Here is a 16851-nt window from a genome sequence, read left to right as displayed (position 1 = left end):
GTTTTCCGTCTTCCCGTGATCAGTCACGCGCCTGCCCAAACAGAGATAGGCCGCTGCCCTTGACGCTAGAGGCCTTCACGCCGTACTGCAGCCTCGGATAAGGCGTATGTGGACAAACCCGGGCGATCTTCACGGAGCCCTTGACGCCGCGGCATGGTGTCTCAGCTAAGATGAATCTCGTTGTCGCGTGTGCTCAATGAGGAAGGACCTTCACCGGTGATAGTGGTTGCGGAGAGCGCCGATGTTTCAGACAAGGCGGTAATTGGTGATGGATCAAAGATTTGGCATCTTGCCCAAGTCCGCGAGCAGGCCGAGTTAGGCGTCAATTGCATCGTGGGACGAGGTGCCTATATCGGCACCGGGGTAAAGATGGGGGACAACTGCAAAGTCCAGAACTACGCACTTGTTTACGAGCCCGCGGAACTTGAAGCCGGTGTGTTCATTGGCCCGGCTGTTGTGCTGACCAACGACACCTACCCCCGTGCTGTCGGCCCAGACGGCAGCTTGAAGAGCGCTCACGATTGGGAGCCCGTTGGCGTCACCATTCGCGAAGGCGCATCAATCGGTGCCCGTGCCGTGTGCGTTGCTCCCGTGACCATTGGACGGTGGGCCACAGTTGCCGCCGGCGCGGTCGTGGCTAAAGATGTCCCGGATTTTGCCCTGATGGTCGGAGTTCCGGCCAAGCGTCACGGGTGGGTCGGCAAAGCCGGTTTCCCGCTGCAGCGCAGCGGAGAGAACTGGGTGTGTCCGGAAACCGGCGCAACGTATGTTGAACAGAACGAGACCCTTCGAGAGGTAGAGGCATGAGCCCCGAATTCATTCCCCCGGCCAAACCCATCATCGGCGATGAAGAGCGCAAGGCCGTTGATGCCGTGTTGGCTTCCGGCCAACTCGCCCAGGGTGCGGAGGTAGCCTCTTTCGAGGAGGAATTCTCCCAGGTCCTCCTCGATGGCAGGGCCGCCGTCGCCGTCAACTCCGGCACCTCGGGTCTTCACCTGGGCCTGCTGGCTGCCGGCATCGGCGCTGGAGACGAGGTCATCGTTCCGTCGTTTACTTTCGCGGCGACGGCCAACTCGGTGGCACTGACTGGTGCCACCCCGGTTTTCGCTGACGTTGATCCCGACCACTACACGCTGGACCCGGCTTCGGTCGAAGCAAAAATCACAGACCGTACAGCGGCCATCATGCCTGTGCACCTTTACGGACACCCATTCAACGTCGACGCAATTGGCGCGCTTGCTTCAAAGCACGGCGTCAAGGTCTTCGAGGACGCTGCCCAGGCCCATGGCGCAGCAGTTAACGGACGCAAGGTCGGCACGTTCGGCGACTTCGCCATGTTCAGCCTTTACCCCACCAAGAACATGACGTCGGGTGAGGGTGGCATGGTCAGCACCGGTCTGGCCGACGTGGAGCGCCGCCTCCGGTTGCTCCGCAACCAGGGCATGGAACGCCAGTACGAGAACGAACTGGTTGGCTTCAACTGCCGTATGACCAACATCCATGCCGCCATCGGCCGCGTCCAGCTGACCAAGGTCAACGGTTGGACCAAGACCCGCCAGGAAAATGCTGCCTTCTTTGACGCGAACATCGAAGGCGTTGTCACGCCTAAGGTCGCTGAAGGTTACGAACACGTTTACCACCAGTACACGATCCGCATCGCTGAGGACCGTGACGGTTTTGCCAAGGCACTGCGCGAGGAATACAACGTTGGCTGCGGGGTCTACTACCCGATTCCCAACCACCGTCTTGCGCCTTTCCAGACCTCGGATGACCTCCCCGTCACCGAAGAGGCGGCAGCAAGCGTGCTCTCCCTTCCGGTGCACCCGTCATTGAGCCAGGATGACCTTGACCGGATTGTTGCCGCCGTCAACGCTGTCGCCAAGGCGGGTAGCTAGTGGCGAATCTGCGCGCAGGCCTCATTGGACTGGGAATGATGGGGCGTCACCACGCCCGTGTCATTCGTGAACTTGAAGGTGTTGACCTTGTTGCTGTTGCCGATTCCTTCGGCGACCCCCACAACGTCGCCGACGGCCTGACGGTTTTCAACACCGTTGAGGAACTCATCGCACAGGGCATTGACATGGCTGTGGCAGCAGTGCCCACCATCCTGCACGAGGAAGTGGCGCTGCAGCTCGCAGAGGCAGGTGTCCACTGCCTCGTAGAGAAGCCGATCGCGAACGATTCCGAGTCGGGACGACGCATCGCGGAAGCCTTTGAATCCAAGGGGCTCATCGGTGCCGTCGGGCACATTGAACGGTTCAATCCCTCGCTGCAGAGCCTGCGGGACCGGTTGGAGAACGGTGATCTGGGCGATGTCTACCAGATCAGCACGAGGCGGCAGGGGCCTTTCCCGGCCCGTATCGCCGATGTCGGGGTGGTCAAGGACCTGGCCACCCATGACATCGACCTCACAGCCTGGCTGGCCCAGAGCAACTTCGTCAACGTCGTTGCCCACACCACATCGCGCAGTGGCCGCGAGCATGAAGATATGGTGACGGCCATCGGTCACCTTAAGAGTGGCGTTGTGACGAACCACATTGTCAACTGGTTGTCGCCCATGAAGGAACGCACCACCGTGGTTCTTGGTGAACGTGGCGCGTTCATTGCCGACACCATTTCCGCGGACCTAACATTCGTGGAGAACGGTACGTTCCAAACGGACTGGGATTCCGTGGCGGCGTTCCGCGGTGTTTCGGAGGGTTCATCGACACGCTTTGCCTTGGCGAAGCGTGAACCCCTCAAAATGGAGCACGAGGCCTTCCGTGATGCAGTTCTCGGAAAGTCGTTGAACATTGTCACCATGGCGGAAGGGCTCGAGACACTGAGGGTCGCGGAGGCTGTTTTGGAATCCGCGAAATCCGGCTCAGTCATCACTCTCTGAGCACTTCAGATCAAGCAAGGCACCAAGGGGAGGTTGGCCGCGGGCCAACCTCCCCTTGCCGTTTCCTGGCGTGGCACCTCACCGCCGTGCACCGCCCCGGATACGGGAACCCGCGTCATGTCGGGTAGCCTTGACCAGTAGACGTGGGCATTTCTGTGCCCGCACGCCAATACACAGGAGAGTTTGTGAACGCTGATCTCGTCGTCGTCGGCTCGGGTTTCTTTGGCCTGACCATTGCAGAACGCGCCGCTACCGAGTTGGGGCTGAAGGTCGCGGTGCTTGATCGCCGCCACCATATTGGAGGAAACGCCTACAGCGAGAACGAAGCGCAGACGGGAATCGAGGTCCACCGCTACGGTGCTCACCTCTTCCACACGTCGAATGAACGCGTTTGGGAATATGTGAACCGCTTCACCAAGTTCACGAGCTACCAGCACAAGGTGTACACCAGCCACAAGGGCGAGGTTTACCCGATGCCCATCAACCTGGGCACCATCAACCAGTTCTTCCGTTCGGCTATGAGCCCGACCGAAGCGAAGGCCCTCATCGCGGAACAGGCCGGTGAATTGGCCGGGACCGATCCGCAGAACCTCAATGACAAAGGCATCCAGCTGATTGGCCGCCCGCTGTACGAGGCGTTCATCAAGCACTACACAGGCAAGCAGTGGCAGACGGATCCCAAGGACCTGCCGGCCGAGATTATTTCCCGGCTCCCTGTGCGCTACAACTACGACAACCGGTACTTCAATGACACTTACGAGGGTCTTCCGGTTGACGGCTACACAGCCTGGATCGAGCGTATGGCCGATCACCCCAACGTCGAGGTTGTCCTGAATACGGACTTCTTCGACGACGGCGAGTTCGGCAGGTCTTCTGTTCTGGGCCAGGTGCCGGTCATCTACACCGGCCCGGTGGACCGCTACTTCGACTACGCCGAAGGCGACCTGTCGTGGCGCACCATCGACCTTGAAGAAGAAGTACTTCCCATTGAGGACTTCCAGGGCTGTTCCGTGATGAACTACCCGGACGCCGATGCCGCCTACACGCGCATCCACGAATTCCGGCACTTCCACCCTGAGCGTGACTACACCAAGGACGCAACGGTCATCATGCGTGAGTTCTCGCGCTTTGCGGAAAAGGGCGACGAGCCGTACTACCCGGTCAACACCTCTGACGACCGCCAGAAACTGCTCGCATACCGCGACCTCGCCCGGGGCGAGAAGTCCGTCCTCTTCGGCGGGCGTTTGGGAACCTACAAGTACCTCGACATGCATATGGCCATTGGCTCCGCCTTGTCCATGTTCGATAACAAGATCAAGCCGCACTTCACTGGCGGCGCCAAGCTTGAAAGCGGGGGAGTGGACGCATGACGGCTACTACGAACGAAAGTCAGATGACGGCGATGACCACCACGGATGACCTGGCACCGTCCAAAGAAAGCCTGCGAATCGTTCAGCGTGTGGTTTTCCCCGCTAACCGCGACCTCGACACTCTTCCGCTGTATGTCGACCCGGACACCAGCAAGGTGAAAAAGGACGACGGCGACAGCGGCGCCGTCGTGCAGGCTGTTGGCATGACACGGAAGCTGCACCCGGAGGACATCCTGGACCGCGGTTCCGTGCAGGTTCGCCGTGGTGAGCGGCTTTCCTTCGGTTCCTATTTCAATGCTTTTCCTGCCAGCTACTGGCGGAAGTGGACCGTTGCCACGAAGACAGTCCTGCATCTTGAGACTGAGGGCGAAGGAACAGTCATTGTCTACCGTTCCAACGCCCGTGGTGCCTCGCAGCGAGTTGATTCCATTCTCGTGGAAGGCGCAGCCAGCAACGACTTTGAGTTGACCCTGGCGCCGTTCGGCGACGGTGGCTGGTACTGGTTCGACCTCATTGCCGGTGGCGACGGAATGACGCTGAAGAGCGCCCACTGGGCAGTCCCGGATGAAGGCCGCCCCCAGGGCCGCGTCACGCTCGGTGTTACGACGTTCAACCGCGCTGACTACTGCCTTGAAACCATCAAGTCGATTGATGCCGACGCCGGCCTGAGGGAGATCCTCGCCGAGCTGATCATTGTGGACCAAGGCAACAAAAAGGTCGCCGACGAAGCCGGATTCGACGCAGTCGCAGAGTCGATGGGTGACCAGCTCCGCGTCATCAACCAGGGCAACCTGGGCGGTTCAGGCGGCTTCGCCCGCAACATGTACGAGATGGTCGTTTCCGATAAGAGCGACTACGTGATGCTGCTGGACGACGACATTGAGCTTGAGACGGAGGGCGTCATGCGGGCAGTGGCGTTCGCTGACCTCTGCCGCAAGCCAACCATTGTCGGCGGGCACATGTTCGACATGTACAACAAGTCGGTCCTGCATGCCTACTCGGAGGTCGTCAACTTCTACCGCTTCCTTTGGGGTCCGGTGGAAGGCCTCGGCAACCACGACTTCTCTTCTGCGGGCTTGCGGTCCACCCCTCAGCTGCACAGGCGCTGGGATGCTGACTACAACGGTTGGTGGATGTGCCTTATCCCGAAGACCGTGGTGGAAAGCATTGGACTTTCCCTTCCCGTCTTCATCAAGTGGGATGACGCGGAGTATTCACTTCGCGCCCGTGCGGCCGGATTCCCGACTGTCACTCTTCCCGGGGCGGCTGTATGGCACGTCTCCTGGGCCGACAAGGACGACTCTGTTGACTGGCAGGCCTACTACCATGAGCGCAACCGGCTTATCGCCACGCTCCTGCACTCGCCGTTCCCCAAGGGCGGACGCATCCTGCGCGAAAGCCTGAACACGGATGTCAAGCACTTGGTGTCCATGCAGTACTACCCCGAGCAGGCGCGGATCATGGCCCTCAGGGATGTCCTTGCGGGGCCGGGTAACCTGCACCAGCAGCTGCCCACCACCATGCCCAAGCTCCGTGCAATGCGCGAGGAATTCCAGGACTCCCAGGTGAAGACGGATCCCGGGGCCTTCCCGGAGGTCTTCCGGAAGCGTCCCCCCAAGAAGCCGCAGTCATACAAGCAGCCCGGTGCACTTGGTCTGCTTCCTTGGGCCGTGAAGACCGTCCTGAAGCAAACCCTTGCCCCCGTGCGCGACTCCGCCAAGGAGAACCCCGAGGCACAGGTGGCGCACCAGGATGGCAAATGGTGGAGCCTTGCGCACTTGGACAGTGCAGTCGTCTCCAATGCAGATGGCACAGGAGCTTCCTGGCACTTGCGCGACCCCAAGCTGGCGCGCCAGCTTGTGGTGGAATCAGCAAAACTCCACGCCCAGCTCTTCTCGAACTGGGAAACCCTGCGGACCCAGTATCAGGAAGCCCTTCCAGAGATCACTTCGATGGACTCCTGGCGGGAAACCTTTGAAGCGTCGGAGCCCAGCAAGTAGCGATGTCGAACTCCACTGATACGTATGCTGTTCCGGGGGTGGGCGCCGGGTTGTTGGACGTCTACCGCCGGCGGTACCTCCTTAAGCTGATTGTCCGCAAGGAACTCCGGGTCCGCTACCGTGGCTCGGTCCTGGGTTTGGCGTGGTCCTACGTTAAGCCGCTGGTCCAGTATGTGGTCCTGTTTTTTGCCTTGGGCATCGTGTTGCGGGTTGGGGATCAAATTCCCAACTACGCGCTTTACATGTTCTCCGGTGTCATTGTCATCAACTTCTTCTCGGAGGCATTTTCGAATGCCACCCGATCCATCGTCTCGAATGCTGCGCTGGTAAAGAAGATCTACCTTCCGCGTGAGCTGTTCCCAGTGGCATCCGTATGGGTGGCTGCGGTCCACTTCCTGCCGCAATTGATTGTCCTGCTGGCTGCAGCACTTCTGAGCGGGTGGCATCCGGACATCATGCAGCTCTTCGGTGCCCTTCTTGGTTTTGTCATTGTGGCCGTTACGGCAACAGGCCTTGGCCTGTTGGCCGGTGCCATCAATGTGTTCTTCCGGGATGCCGAGAACATCGTGGACATGCTGATGATGATCGTGACATGGACTTCGCCGGTCTTGTACGACTGGACCATGATCCGCCGCCTGGCTGCGCCTTGGGTATTGACGATCTACCAGCTCAACCCCATTACCGTTGCGGTGGAACTGTTTCACTGGGCGTTTTGGTACCCAACAGTCAATCAGCCTGTCGAATTGCCTCCGCACCTCCTGGTGACCGGCTTCATCGGGTTGGGCATGGCGGCACTGTTCCTTGTTATTGGCCAGATCGTCTTCCGACGGCTCGAGGGCCACTTTGCGCAGGAGGTCTAAATGGGTGCAGCAGTAATCGTCAAGGGCCTGAAGAAAACTTTCAACCTCCGCCACTCGCACTCCATGAAGGAAACGCTGGTGTGGCTCGCCAAGGGGCGAAAAGGGGATCTCACCAAGAAATTCGACGCCCTGCACGACGTCAGTTTTGAGATCCAGCCGGGGGAGACCGTGGCATTGTTGGGCTTCAACGGCTCCGGCAAGTCCACGCTTCTGAAGCTGATCTCGGGTGTCATCCTGCCCGACCAAGGGACCGTTCGCACCAAGGGCCGGGTCGCGGGCCTGATCGAGGTGGGAGCAGGCTTTCACCCGGATCTATCAGGTCGTGAAAACGTCTACCTCAATGCAGCCATCCTGGGGATGACGGAGCAGGAGATCCAGGAAAAGTTCGACGACATCGTTGCCTTCTCCGAGATCGAACAGTTCATTGACACCGAGGTCAAGTTTTATTCCTCGGGTATGTTCCTCAGGCTTGCGTTTGCGGTAGCTGTCCATACCCAACCGGATATTTTCCTCGTTGACGAAATCCTTGCCGTGGGCGACGAGCCTTTCCAGAGGAAGTGCCTGGCCAAGATCAAGCAGCTCTCTGATGAAGGCCGCACTTTGGTGGTGGTCAGTCACGACCTCGACATGATTTCGCGGATCTGCGACCGGGGAGTGGTGTTGTCTTCGGGCACGGTCCAGTTCGAGGGTCCGGCTGACCAAGCTGTGGCGTGGCTGCGGGAACGCAACTAACCCGCATCCAATTGCAAAGAGTCGTCTGTCAACGGATGGCTGGTGGAAGCATCTAAGAAAGGCGATCGTAGGAATGGGTATCGGCCCGCTGCTGTTGTGTGTACTCCTGATCGTTGTGTTGTGGTGGGGCCCGGGTTGGATCCTGGGAGAAGCGTTGGGCGTCCGCCGGGTTCTCCTGCCCGTTGTAGCGCCCTTGCTCGGAATGGGCGTCCTGACTGTCATCGGCGTCATGGGAAATGCGCTGGGTCTCAGCTGGCAGTTGCTCCCGGTGACTGCCGTCCTGCTGGTACTTTGTGCGCTCCTGTTTGCCCTGCGCCTGACTCTGCGGCGCTATTTCCCGGATAAGTTCGGATCCGTTGACCAGCCGTCTGTCTTTGGCAAGCAGCTTTTTAAGGGATCGTGGTGGATCCTCCTGGCCGGTTTGGTTGCTGGCGGTGCGGTTGCCGCTGTCTCTTGGATCGTGGGCACCGAAGGTCTCCAAGGCATCAACCAGGACTGGGACATTCCCTGGCACGCCAACATGATCCGACTGATCTCCGTGAACCACGAGTGGGATCCGAGTATCGCAGGCAACTTTGCCTATTACGACACCACCATTCCTGAGGCTCCCATCCGGAGCTACCCGATTGCCTTCCACGCAGTGTTGTCGCTGTTCTGGCCGATGAGCAGTGTCAGCATCCCGGTGTTTCTGAACGTCTTTGTCCTGGTGATGATGGCAGTTCAACTGCCGTTGAGCACCATGGCCTTGACCATGCTGGTCACCCGCCGCCCGATTGCTCTGGCGGCCGCGGCGGCCGTTGCCGGTTGGTTCACGGTCTACCCTTACGACCTCCTGTGGCGTGGCCCGCTGATTCCTTTCTTTGCCGGAATGCTGCTGGTTGGGCCGTTCGCCCTGCTGGCAGTGAAGGGGGCCCTGGAGCGGCAGAAGTTCTGGATCCCCGGCATCGCTTTTGGCGCAGTCGGACTCATAGCAGTCCATCCCTCACTGGCCTTCGTCGTCCTGCCCGTTCTGATCTTCTGGTTCCTTTCCGCCCTGATCCGCCGCAAGGGCAGGATCCTCGGCATCACGGTCTACCTTGCGGTCTCCGGTGCTCTGGCAGTCGTTCTCGGGTGGCCGATCATCGCCCAGATGCTGAAGGAATCCGAGCGCGTCTCCAAACAGGTTTGGGCCGCGGACACTGACCGCAACGGCGCTATCCAGAACATCATTTTCCTGAACCACGGTTCAATGGCAATGCCGATCCTGACGGCCCTTGTGGCCCTTGGCTGCCTGGCCGTGGTCCTCAGGATCCGCATGTGGTGGTACTTCGGACCGGTCCTCGCTTTCGCCTTCCTCTCGGTCTACACCATGGGTACCGACAACCCACGCTTCATGACTCTGACGGCACCGTTCTACGACGACCAGTGGCGTATCTTCGGAATCTTGGTGATGCTCCTTGTGCCCCTTGCGGGTTTGGGAGTGGCGCAGTTGGCTGAAGCCATCGCCTGGCTGGTGGCGAAGGTACGCAGCCGCTCGGCCAACTCCACTACGGACGGAATCAAAGCCGGGCGCAGGCCCAGCCACGTGGTGACCGCAGTTGCCGCGGCAGCGGTACTCCTTGTCAGTGGTATTGCGGCCATTCCGTACTTCAAGCAAAACGCCCAACGCATCAACATCAATACCAAGGTGGATGGGGCTACGTTGAGTGCATCCGAGGTTGGACTCCTCAGCAAAATCGATCAGTATGTGCCAGAGGATGCCACGGTTCTGAACGATTCCTGCGACGGGTCAGTCTGGATGTACGCGCTGGGTAACCGGATGCCGATGATCCGCCACTTCGAGATCCTTCCGACCAACCGCCAGTTGCTGGTTCTCCAAAAGCTCCCCGAGCTTGCCACCGACTCCGAGGTCCGCGACGCAGCTGCTGAACTGGGTATCGAATGGGTCTACATTGCTGATGGCAGGATCCGGGCGTGGGACGAACCCAAGGCCGGGCTGACGCAGCCTGACTCGATTCCGTATCTTCAGCTGGTAGTGCGTGAAGGTAATGCTGCGTTGTACAAGATTGATTGGTCGCAGCTGCCTGGCGGTAAGGAAGCATTCGACGCCGCAGCGAAGGACCGGCTCCAGCTCGACGGCGTATCGGGAATCCTTGAGAACCGGAACCCTGATGGAATAGCACCGCTAGGAAGGATCTGCTGATCATGAAGGCATTCATCTCCAAGTTCCTGGCGTCCAGTTTGTTCAAATTCCTGCTGATCGGCGGCCTGAGCTTCCTCTTGGATCTGGGGCTGCTGGCCCTGTGCTTCCAGGTCTTCGGCTGGCCGCTGTGGCTGGCGACCGGTGCGGGCTTCTGGGGCAGCTTCTTCTTCAACTATTTCCTGCAGCGGCATTTTGCGTTCAACGGCGGTGGAACAGCCTTGGGCGGCGTACTTCGTTACTCAGGGCTCCTGGTTTTCAACACGCTTGCCGTGATGGGCATCGTTGAGCTTTTCCAGTTCATCGGCGCCGGCTACGTGATAGGCAAGGTGGTTGCGACCATTGTGACCATGGGGTGGAACTACTTCATTTACAAGCACTGGGTCTTCCCGCAAAAGAAGCAACCGACCAGCGGCAGCGAACAGTCAGATGGCCAGTCGGGCACCGACGCGCCAACACAGAAACTCACACCAAACAGCAGCGAAGGATAATCGATGTATCGAGGCGTTCGAATTGCCGCGGTAGTACCGGCCTACAAAGAAGAAAACCACATCGCACAGGTCATCGAAACGATGCCTGATTTTGTTGATGACATTGTCATTGTTGATGACTGCAGCCCGGACGACACGTCGGGGGCAGCACGTCGGGCCGACGACGGCCGGGTCACCTTGATTCGCCATGAAGTCAACCAAGGCGTGGGAGGCGCAGTCCTCACGGCCCACAAAGCCGCGATGGAACTGGGCGCCGACATCAACGTGGTCATGGCTGGCGATGCCCAGATGGATCCCGACTACCTGCCGCAGCTTCTTGATCCGGTGGTCGATGGCTACGGATTCGCCAAGGCCAACCGTTTCTTTTCGGGTGAGTCATTCGCGGGCATGCCCGGCTACAGGATTTTCGGCAACATCGTGTTGTCCTTCATGACGAAGCTCGCTTCCGGTTACTGGCACATCTTCGATCCGCAGAACGGCTACACCGCCATTCGCACGGAGGTCCTCCGCCGTCTTCCCATGAACAAGGTGGCGGCGCGCTACAGCTTCGAAAACGACCTCCTGATCCACCTCAACATTCTTGACGTTCCGATCGTTGATGTGCCGATTCCAGCTGTTTACGGCAACGAGGTCTCCAGCATCAAGCTCCGCAAGGTCATTCCTGAACTTCTTGCCATGCTCTTTGGCGGCTTCTGGCGCCGTGTGTGGTGGAAGTACATGGTGTGGTCCTTCTCCGCTGTTGCCCTCCTGCTGATCGCAGGCATTGCCTTGATCGTCATGGGCCTCGTGGCCGGAATCTGGGTACTTGCCGCAAGCGTGGGTTCGCCGACGGCGGGTTCGGTGATGCTCGCTGTGGTTCCCTTTGTGCTGGGCGTCCAGATGCTGCTGGTATCCCTGCAATTGGATATCCAGGCGAGCCCCAACAGGCCCACTATGCATCCCATGAAGGAACGTACCTAGGCATTCGTTGAAACAGGGGAGGGGCCCGGACGCGTTGGCGTCCGGGCCCCTCCCTGTTTTGCCTTCCTACGGCAGGGACGTGAATCCTCCCCAGCCCCAGCCGACCTGGCTCCGGGAGAGCCATCCAGAAGTCCCGTTGCCGGGATACAGGAACAAGTTGCCGCCGGCATCACGGGCGAGGACGTCATTTTTGCCGTCGCCGTTGAAGTCGCCCGGCCCGAGGATGGCGGTCATGCCACTCCATCCGCTTCCCACCTGGACCCGGCTAAGCCAGCCTCCGGTACCGTTGCCGGGGTAGAGCCAGAGAATGCCTGACGTGTCCCGGGCAAGGACATCGGTCTTGCTGTCGCCGTTGAAGTCCCCGGTACTGAGGATGGCATTCATGGAGTTCCACCCGGTACCCACCTGGGCGCTTGAGGCGAAGCCGCCAGTGCCGTTCCCCCGGTAGAGCCACAGTATTCCGGCGGTGTCCCTCGCGAGGACGTCTGCCTTCCCGTCGCCGTTGAAGTCGCCCGGCGCCAGGATCAGCGTCATGCCGGACCAGCCTGTGCCTGCTTGAACGCGGGTCTGGAGGCCTCCTGATCCATTTCCAGGGTAGAGCCACAGGACGCCGTTGGTATCCCTGGCCAGGACGTCGCTGCGTCCGTCCCCGTTGAAGTCCTTGGTGGGGACAATGGCATTCAACGAGTTCCACCCGGTGCCGAGCGAGCGTTGGGCCAACCAACCTCCGGCTCCATTCCCCGGGTACAGCCAGAGCGTGCCGGCGTTGTCGCGCGCCACGACGTCGTTCTTTGCATCTCCGGTGTAGTCCTTCCAGGTGTTCGCCGGTGGCGCTGTCACGGTGTAGGCCTGGGTGACGATTGCCGAACTGTTGTTGGATGTGTCCACTGCAAAGTACTTCAGAGTCATCGCTGCTGTGAGGGTGATGGCCGTGGAGTACTTGTTGGCGGCTGTAGCGGTCGGATTCGTGCCATTGGTGGTGAAGTAGATACTCGCACCAACCTCATTCGCCGCCAGCGTGATCTGCTGGTTGGCGGGATAGCTGCCCGCAGGCGGGGTCACCGTAACCACGGGAGGTGTCGTATCCAGTACGGTGTAGGCCCGTGTGGTCACCGCAGAGGCGTTTCCATAGGCGTCAACAGCAAGGGCCTTCACGGTGGTGTTGCCCGTGAGGGCAAAGGGCGCTGTGTAGGCCTTGGTGCTTCCCGAGGCGGCCGTGGCAGGGGTGGTGCCATCGGTAGTGTAGAAGATGTTGCCCGGTTCGCTCGAGGACATGGTGACAAGTTGTCCCGAGGCATATCCTCCGGCTGCTGGTGCCACGGTCAGGGTTGGAGCGGTGTTGTCGAGTATGTACGTCTGCGTGGCCACAGCCGAGGAATTTCCTGCAGTGTCCCGCGCGAAGTACTTCAGGGTCAGCGACGTCAACGGAATCGGGCCCGAGTACACGGGACTCGACGTCGTAGGCACTGTGCCATCCTTGGTGACGTAGATGGTGGCTGCTTCGTTGGCCGACAATGTGATGGACTTCCCGGCTCCATAGGTGCCTCCAGCCGGGTCCACGGAAACCACTGGTGGTGCTGTGTCCGCAGCAAACACCGTCACATTCCTGCTGGCAGTGGACGTGTTTCCAGCGTTGTCCCTTGCTTCCACCGTGAAGGTGACGGGACCACTGGGAACGTTGGTGTAAGGCTTGGGCGAGGTGCATGCAGTGTAGGCGTTGGAGCCGAGCTTGCACCGGAACCCCGCAATATCCGTGGCCGTTGACGCGAAGGTGAACGACGGCGAGATGCCCACCGTCGCTCCCTCTGCCGGCGAACTGATGGAGACCTGTGGTGGAGTCAGGTCGGCGGTGACTGTCACCGACGCCACCGGGCTGACGTTGCCGGCCATGTCCGTGGCCCTGACGCGCAGCACGTGCTGACCTGCAGTTGCCAAGGTGAGCACCTGGCCGTTGGTGCAGGCTGTGTACGTCGTGGTGGAATCCACCGAGCAGGACAGGGCCGAATCAGGGTCGGAGGTGACACCCAGGACAGGCGAGCCGTTGACGGTTGCACCGGCCGTGGGTGAGGTAATGACCGGAGCGGCGGGTGCGGTGACATCGACCGTGAAGGCCCGTGAAACAGGAAGGCCTGTTGGTGCGGCCCTCACCGAGAACGTGTAGGCGCCGTTGGCCAGAGCAGTTGACGGTGTAAAGGTTCCGCCGGTACATACCTGCCAAACCGGCGTCGCTGTGCTTAGTTGAAGACTGCATTCAAGGGCCCCGCCCGGAGGCGTAGAGGCGACAGTGAAGGTTGGCGTGGAGTCGTTGGTGAACGCCGGGTTTGCTGCCTGGGTTCCGTTGGCCGCAGTCGGACCGCTGACGATGGAGGGAACAACACCACCCAAGGTGAGCAGCCTTCCTCGCTCAGCGGGTTTGGCAGGATCCAGTTGTCCCGGATCTTCCATCACCAGGAGTTTGCCGTCACGCATGGCCAGGCCGCCGACCTTGCTGAAGCCGAGGGCCCACTGGTTGTTGACCGTGTCCGTGCTCAGATCGATGCGGGTGATGGTGTCCTTGCCGACGTCGGCTGTGGTGGTTCCGCCGCCGGTTCCTGTGTAGAGGACCAGGGGCGACTGCCAGTCATAGTAGATGGCCGTCGGCTTGCCGACGTTATAGAGGGGTGCTGGGACATAGTTGGTCAGGACGCCGTCGTCGGGGGCGGTAAAGACTGTCAGGCCAGAGGTTTCGGCAACGTACACCACGACGTTGCCCGCGCTGTTGCGGTGCGTCGCCGCAAGGCTGAGGGAACTGGAATTGACGGACGCGATGGACTCGATGCTCGGGTGCAGTGCCGTAGGATTCACGATCTTGACGATCGACCGCGCGTTGGCGAACGACAGGTAGATATTGCCGTCCGGGCCGTCGCTGACGGCGTTCGGGCGCAGGTCCCCGTCGAAGATGGTCAGCGCGCCGTCGTATTCGAAGACGCCACCATCAGGGTTCCAGAGCGCGCGTACGACGTCGGAACTTCCGACGGCGGCATCCGGAATGAAGGCGATTTCATCACCATCGCCGTGGCTGGCAGGCGACGGATCGATCATGGCGGGTGTACCGGCCAAGGCCGGACCGCTGTCGTGACCGGGCAGCGTCCCGCCCAGGCAAGTGCTGGTTTCGAGGCTACCGGCGGTGGCGCCGGACGCCTCTGTTATGCGGCAGAATCCTGCGCGTGCATCGGAAACCCATAAGCGTCCGTCCGGGTCTACAACGGTGCCGGCAGCTTTGGTGAGACCGGTAGCCACGGTTTGACGTGCCTGATCAGCAAAAGCCGGGCCTGCAGTCAGCACACCGGTAAGTGCCGCCGTTGCGAGGCTGGCTGTGGCCAGGACTGCCGTGAGTTTGTGGTGTTGCCGACTGCCGGCCGCCCTGCGGGATGCAAGGTGACGGGGAGTTTTGGAAAAGGTTCTTGAGCGACCGGCGAAGGCAAGACATGCCAAACCAAGCTGAAGAACACTGCGTTTGCGCGTGTCCACCGAGGGATCCCCACTTCATTCGGATGCTCCCCAGCTCCGCATGCATTGGTTATTCGCCCCACGCCGTTTCCGGCTGCGTCTACGTCCATCTTCCACCAATTTTCACATTTGTCACTACCAAAGTCCGGAAGAGGTCCACCTTGGGCCCCGCGAGCCGTCCGTCTTGACCGCACAACGGCTGCACCGCACGATTGAGGTGGAGGTCACAATGCGCAGACTGTTCCTGATGGCGGTGCCGATAGTGATAGCGCTGGCCGCCTGCACTGTGCCGTCGTCCGAGCCACCCGCTGGAACCGGTTCGCCGGCGACCAGCAATGCCAGCGCCACCGCCGGGCCCGGCCAGCCGCCGTCGTCCGCTCCGGGAAGCAGCGAAACTGCTCCGGGAAGCAGCGAACCGAGCGGCGTTGCCCCGGCAGCGGGCGACGACGAACCGGGCCGCTTTTCCTACCTCTGCACGAGCCTTGACGCATCGCCCGAAGTCCAATTGTCGAGCTTGGCGGAGGTTTGGGCTGCCACCAATTACACCCGCATGGATTCGTGTGGCGTCACGTTCGAGGGGGACGGGCAGTTTGAGCCCACGCCCCGGGAAGCTGAAGCCATTTCGACAGCTGCGCCGCAAGGCGTGGCAGCTGATGACGGGCTGGAAACCATGCTGGATATCCTTCGCCTCTGCACAAGGATCAGTGATGAAACCGGGCCAGGCGGATTTGCCGAAGCAAGTAGGGGGACGTTGGTGGCAGCGGCGGAATTCTGTCCGGACGCTCCACAGGGAAAGATCATTGCCGCTTGGGCAGGGGGCGCCAGGGTGGGAGATGGGACCCACGTGGCGGGCGAGAACCAAGAGCCGGGGCGATGGCAGTTGATTAAACCGGCCGGCGAGACGGGCGGTTGCGCATGGTCCATCACGAGCCAGGACGGCTCCGTTGTTGCCAACGGTGGCCTTGCAGAGGCGGGTAACGCAGTGGAACTGAAGCCGGGCCAGAAGTTTACTAGTGACAAATGCGGAATTTGGGGGAAGATGTACTAAGACGCAGCCGGAAACGGCTTGGGGCGAATAACCAATGCATGCGGAGCTGGGGAGCATCCGAATGAAGTGGGGATCCCTCGGTGAACATGCGCAGGCGCAGTGTTCTTCAACTCGGTGTGGCAGGTCTTGCCCTGGCCGGTTGTTCAGGAACCAAAGTAGATACTTCCCAACCAGCCGCACTCGATATGGCACCGGTTATCGCGAGCGACGACAAGGTCCCCATTGAGCGTCCGGAACCTCTGATCCGGTACCAGTTCACGTGTACAGCGGCAGATGGCAGCCTCATTGGCAAATTTTCGAGCCTCGAGGAAGTCTGGGCTTCCACCCGGTACATGCACGTCACTGACTGCCAAGTGGTCTACGTCGGAAACGGCCCGCACCTCCTGACTCCGGAAGAACGGGCAGCCGTCAACGCGGCTGTTGCGGCCGGGGCGGCTCCTGGACAGGACTCCGCTTTGTGCCTGCTCATTATCAGGGCCTGCACACGCACGGATCACAGGACACTTGCAGCTTCACTCGCCGCGTACGGCATACCCGTAGTCAAGGGCGCTTTGACGCTGGCTCCGTTGGCTCCGCAGGCTGCCCAGCTCACCAGGTGGCTGAAGACGGCAGTACCCCTGCAAAGCTGAATATGGGTGGCCCCCGGCAGGATTTACAAGGCCGGGACGCCACTTATAGAGGCCGATATCCATCCCTTCCAACCACACAAAATTGCGGGATCACATGGTCTAATGAAAGTGGTCTCACGTATTGGCTGTTCAGCGTATCCGGGAAACGGACTTTGTTGCAGAGAAAACAAAGATCACCCGTTGCGCACAATCAAGGAGTGATCTTTTATGGC

The 16851-nt window shown here is 60.4% G+C and carries 13 protein-coding genes; 12 read left to right on the top strand and 1 reads right to left on the bottom strand.

Annotated elements, in window-relative coordinates:
- The first annotated feature begins 189 nt into the window (after positions 1-189).
- From ABQM86_RS13860 to ABQM86_RS13815, 10 genes are all read left to right on the top strand, one after another.
- Positions 190-807 carry an acyltransferase gene (locus ABQM86_RS13860; protein WP_026540062.1) on the top strand — a complete coding sequence of 206 codons (618 nt, stop codon included), beginning with the start codon at positions 190-192 and terminating at the stop codon, positions 805-807.
- On the top strand, positions 804-1895 hold the full coding sequence (locus ABQM86_RS13855; protein WP_207594016.1) for a DegT/DnrJ/EryC1/StrS aminotransferase family protein: 1092 nt from the start codon (positions 804-806) through the stop codon (positions 1893-1895). The genes ABQM86_RS13860 and ABQM86_RS13855 overlap by 4 nt, the downstream gene beginning before the upstream one ends.
- Positions 1895-2881, top strand: coding sequence for a Gfo/Idh/MocA family protein (locus ABQM86_RS13850; protein WP_089595601.1), 987 nt, complete (start codon positions 1895-1897; stop codon positions 2879-2881). The genes ABQM86_RS13855 and ABQM86_RS13850 overlap by 1 nt, the downstream gene beginning before the upstream one ends.
- 185 nt (positions 2882-3066) lie before the next feature.
- On the top strand, positions 3067-4251 hold the full coding sequence (gene glf / locus ABQM86_RS13845; RefSeq protein WP_207594015.1) for a UDP-galactopyranose mutase: 1185 nt from the start codon (positions 3067-3069) through the stop codon (positions 4249-4251).
- Positions 4248-6251: a glycosyltransferase gene (locus ABQM86_RS13840; RefSeq protein WP_369744696.1), complete on the top strand. Its 2004-nt coding sequence runs from the start codon at positions 4248-4250 to the stop codon at positions 6249-6251. Before glf ends, ABQM86_RS13840 begins: the two co-directional genes overlap by 4 nt.
- A gap of 2 nt (positions 6252-6253) precedes the next feature.
- Positions 6254-7111 carry an ABC transporter permease gene (locus tag ABQM86_RS13835; protein ID WP_172324331.1) on the top strand — a complete coding sequence of 286 codons (858 nt, stop codon included), beginning with the start codon at positions 6254-6256 and terminating at the stop codon, positions 7109-7111.
- Positions 7112-7843 carry an ABC transporter ATP-binding protein gene (locus ABQM86_RS13830; protein WP_089595598.1) on the top strand — a complete coding sequence of 244 codons (732 nt, stop codon included), beginning with the start codon at positions 7112-7114 and terminating at the stop codon, positions 7841-7843. It abuts the gene before it with no gap.
- Between the two features lie 73 nt (positions 7844-7916).
- Positions 7917-10025 carry a DUF6541 family protein gene (locus ABQM86_RS13825; RefSeq protein ID WP_369744694.1) on the top strand — a complete coding sequence of 703 codons (2109 nt, stop codon included), beginning with the start codon at positions 7917-7919 and terminating at the stop codon, positions 10023-10025.
- 2 nt (positions 10026-10027) lie between these two features.
- Entirely contained in the window at positions 10028-10513 is a 486-nt protein-coding gene (locus ABQM86_RS13820) for a GtrA family protein (protein WP_207594012.1), read from the top strand.
- A 3-nt stretch (positions 10514-10516) separates the two neighbouring features.
- Entirely contained in the window at positions 10517-11473 is a 957-nt protein-coding gene (locus tag ABQM86_RS13815) for a glycosyltransferase family 2 protein (protein WP_089595595.1), read from the top strand.
- 66 nt (positions 11474-11539) lie between these two features.
- Here the strand turns inward: ABQM86_RS13815 and ABQM86_RS13810 are convergent, their stop codons facing one another.
- Positions 11540-14752 carry a chitobiase/beta-hexosaminidase C-terminal domain-containing protein gene (locus ABQM86_RS13810; protein WP_369744693.1) on the bottom strand — a complete coding sequence of 1071 codons (3213 nt, stop codon included), beginning with the start codon at positions 14750-14752 and terminating at the stop codon, positions 11540-11542.
- A gap of 439 nt (positions 14753-15191) precedes the next feature.
- On the opposite strand from ABQM86_RS13810, the gene ABQM86_RS13805 reads away from it, so the two are divergent.
- Positions 15192-16010, top strand: a complete 819-nt coding sequence (locus tag ABQM86_RS13805; protein ID WP_369744692.1) for a hypothetical protein — start codon at positions 15192-15194, stop codon at positions 16008-16010.
- A gap of 86 nt (positions 16011-16096) precedes the next feature.
- The gene (locus tag ABQM86_RS13800; RefSeq protein WP_207597596.1) at positions 16097-16639 is read left to right on the top strand and encodes a hypothetical protein; all 543 of its coding nucleotides are present in this window, start codon (positions 16097-16099) and stop codon (positions 16637-16639) included.
- Positions 16640-16851: the final 212 nt, after the last annotated feature.

Origin of the sequence: Paenarthrobacter sp. AMU7 (assembly GCF_041200195.1) — a bacterium.
Classification (GTDB): Bacteria; Actinomycetota; Actinomycetes; order Actinomycetales; family Micrococcaceae; genus Arthrobacter.
The sequence above is the reverse complement of the archived record's forward strand: the minus strand, read 5'-3'. Positions and strand labels throughout refer to the sequence as shown.

What these genes read in the sequence shown, in the direction of transcription:
- ABQM86_RS13820 (WP_207594012.1), top strand. Translation starts at nt 10,028, where the DNA reads ATGAAGGCATTCATCTCCAAGTTCCTGGCGTCCAGTTTGTTCAAATTC.
- ABQM86_RS13815 (WP_089595595.1), top strand. Translation starts at nt 10,517, where the DNA reads ATGTATCGAGGCGTTCGAATTGCCGCGGTAGTACCGGCCTACAAAGAA.
- ABQM86_RS13855 (WP_207594016.1), top strand. Translation starts at nt 804, where the DNA reads ATGAGCCCCGAATTCATTCCCCCGGCCAAACCCATCATCGGCGATGAA.
- ABQM86_RS13800 (WP_207597596.1), top strand. Translation starts at nt 16,097, where the DNA reads ATGCGCAGGCGCAGTGTTCTTCAACTCGGTGTGGCAGGTCTTGCCCTG.
- ABQM86_RS13805 (WP_369744692.1), top strand. Translation starts at nt 15,192, where the DNA reads ATGCGCAGACTGTTCCTGATGGCGGTGCCGATAGTGATAGCGCTGGCC.
- ABQM86_RS13835 (WP_172324331.1), top strand. Translation starts at nt 6,254, where the DNA reads ATGTCGAACTCCACTGATACGTATGCTGTTCCGGGGGTGGGCGCCGGG.
- ABQM86_RS13840 (WP_369744696.1), top strand. Translation starts at nt 4,248, where the DNA reads ATGACGGCTACTACGAACGAAAGTCAGATGACGGCGATGACCACCACG.
- ABQM86_RS13830 (WP_089595598.1), top strand. Translation starts at nt 7,112, where the DNA reads ATGGGTGCAGCAGTAATCGTCAAGGGCCTGAAGAAAACTTTCAACCTC.
- ABQM86_RS13825 (WP_369744694.1), top strand. Translation starts at nt 7,917, where the DNA reads ATGGGTATCGGCCCGCTGCTGTTGTGTGTACTCCTGATCGTTGTGTTG.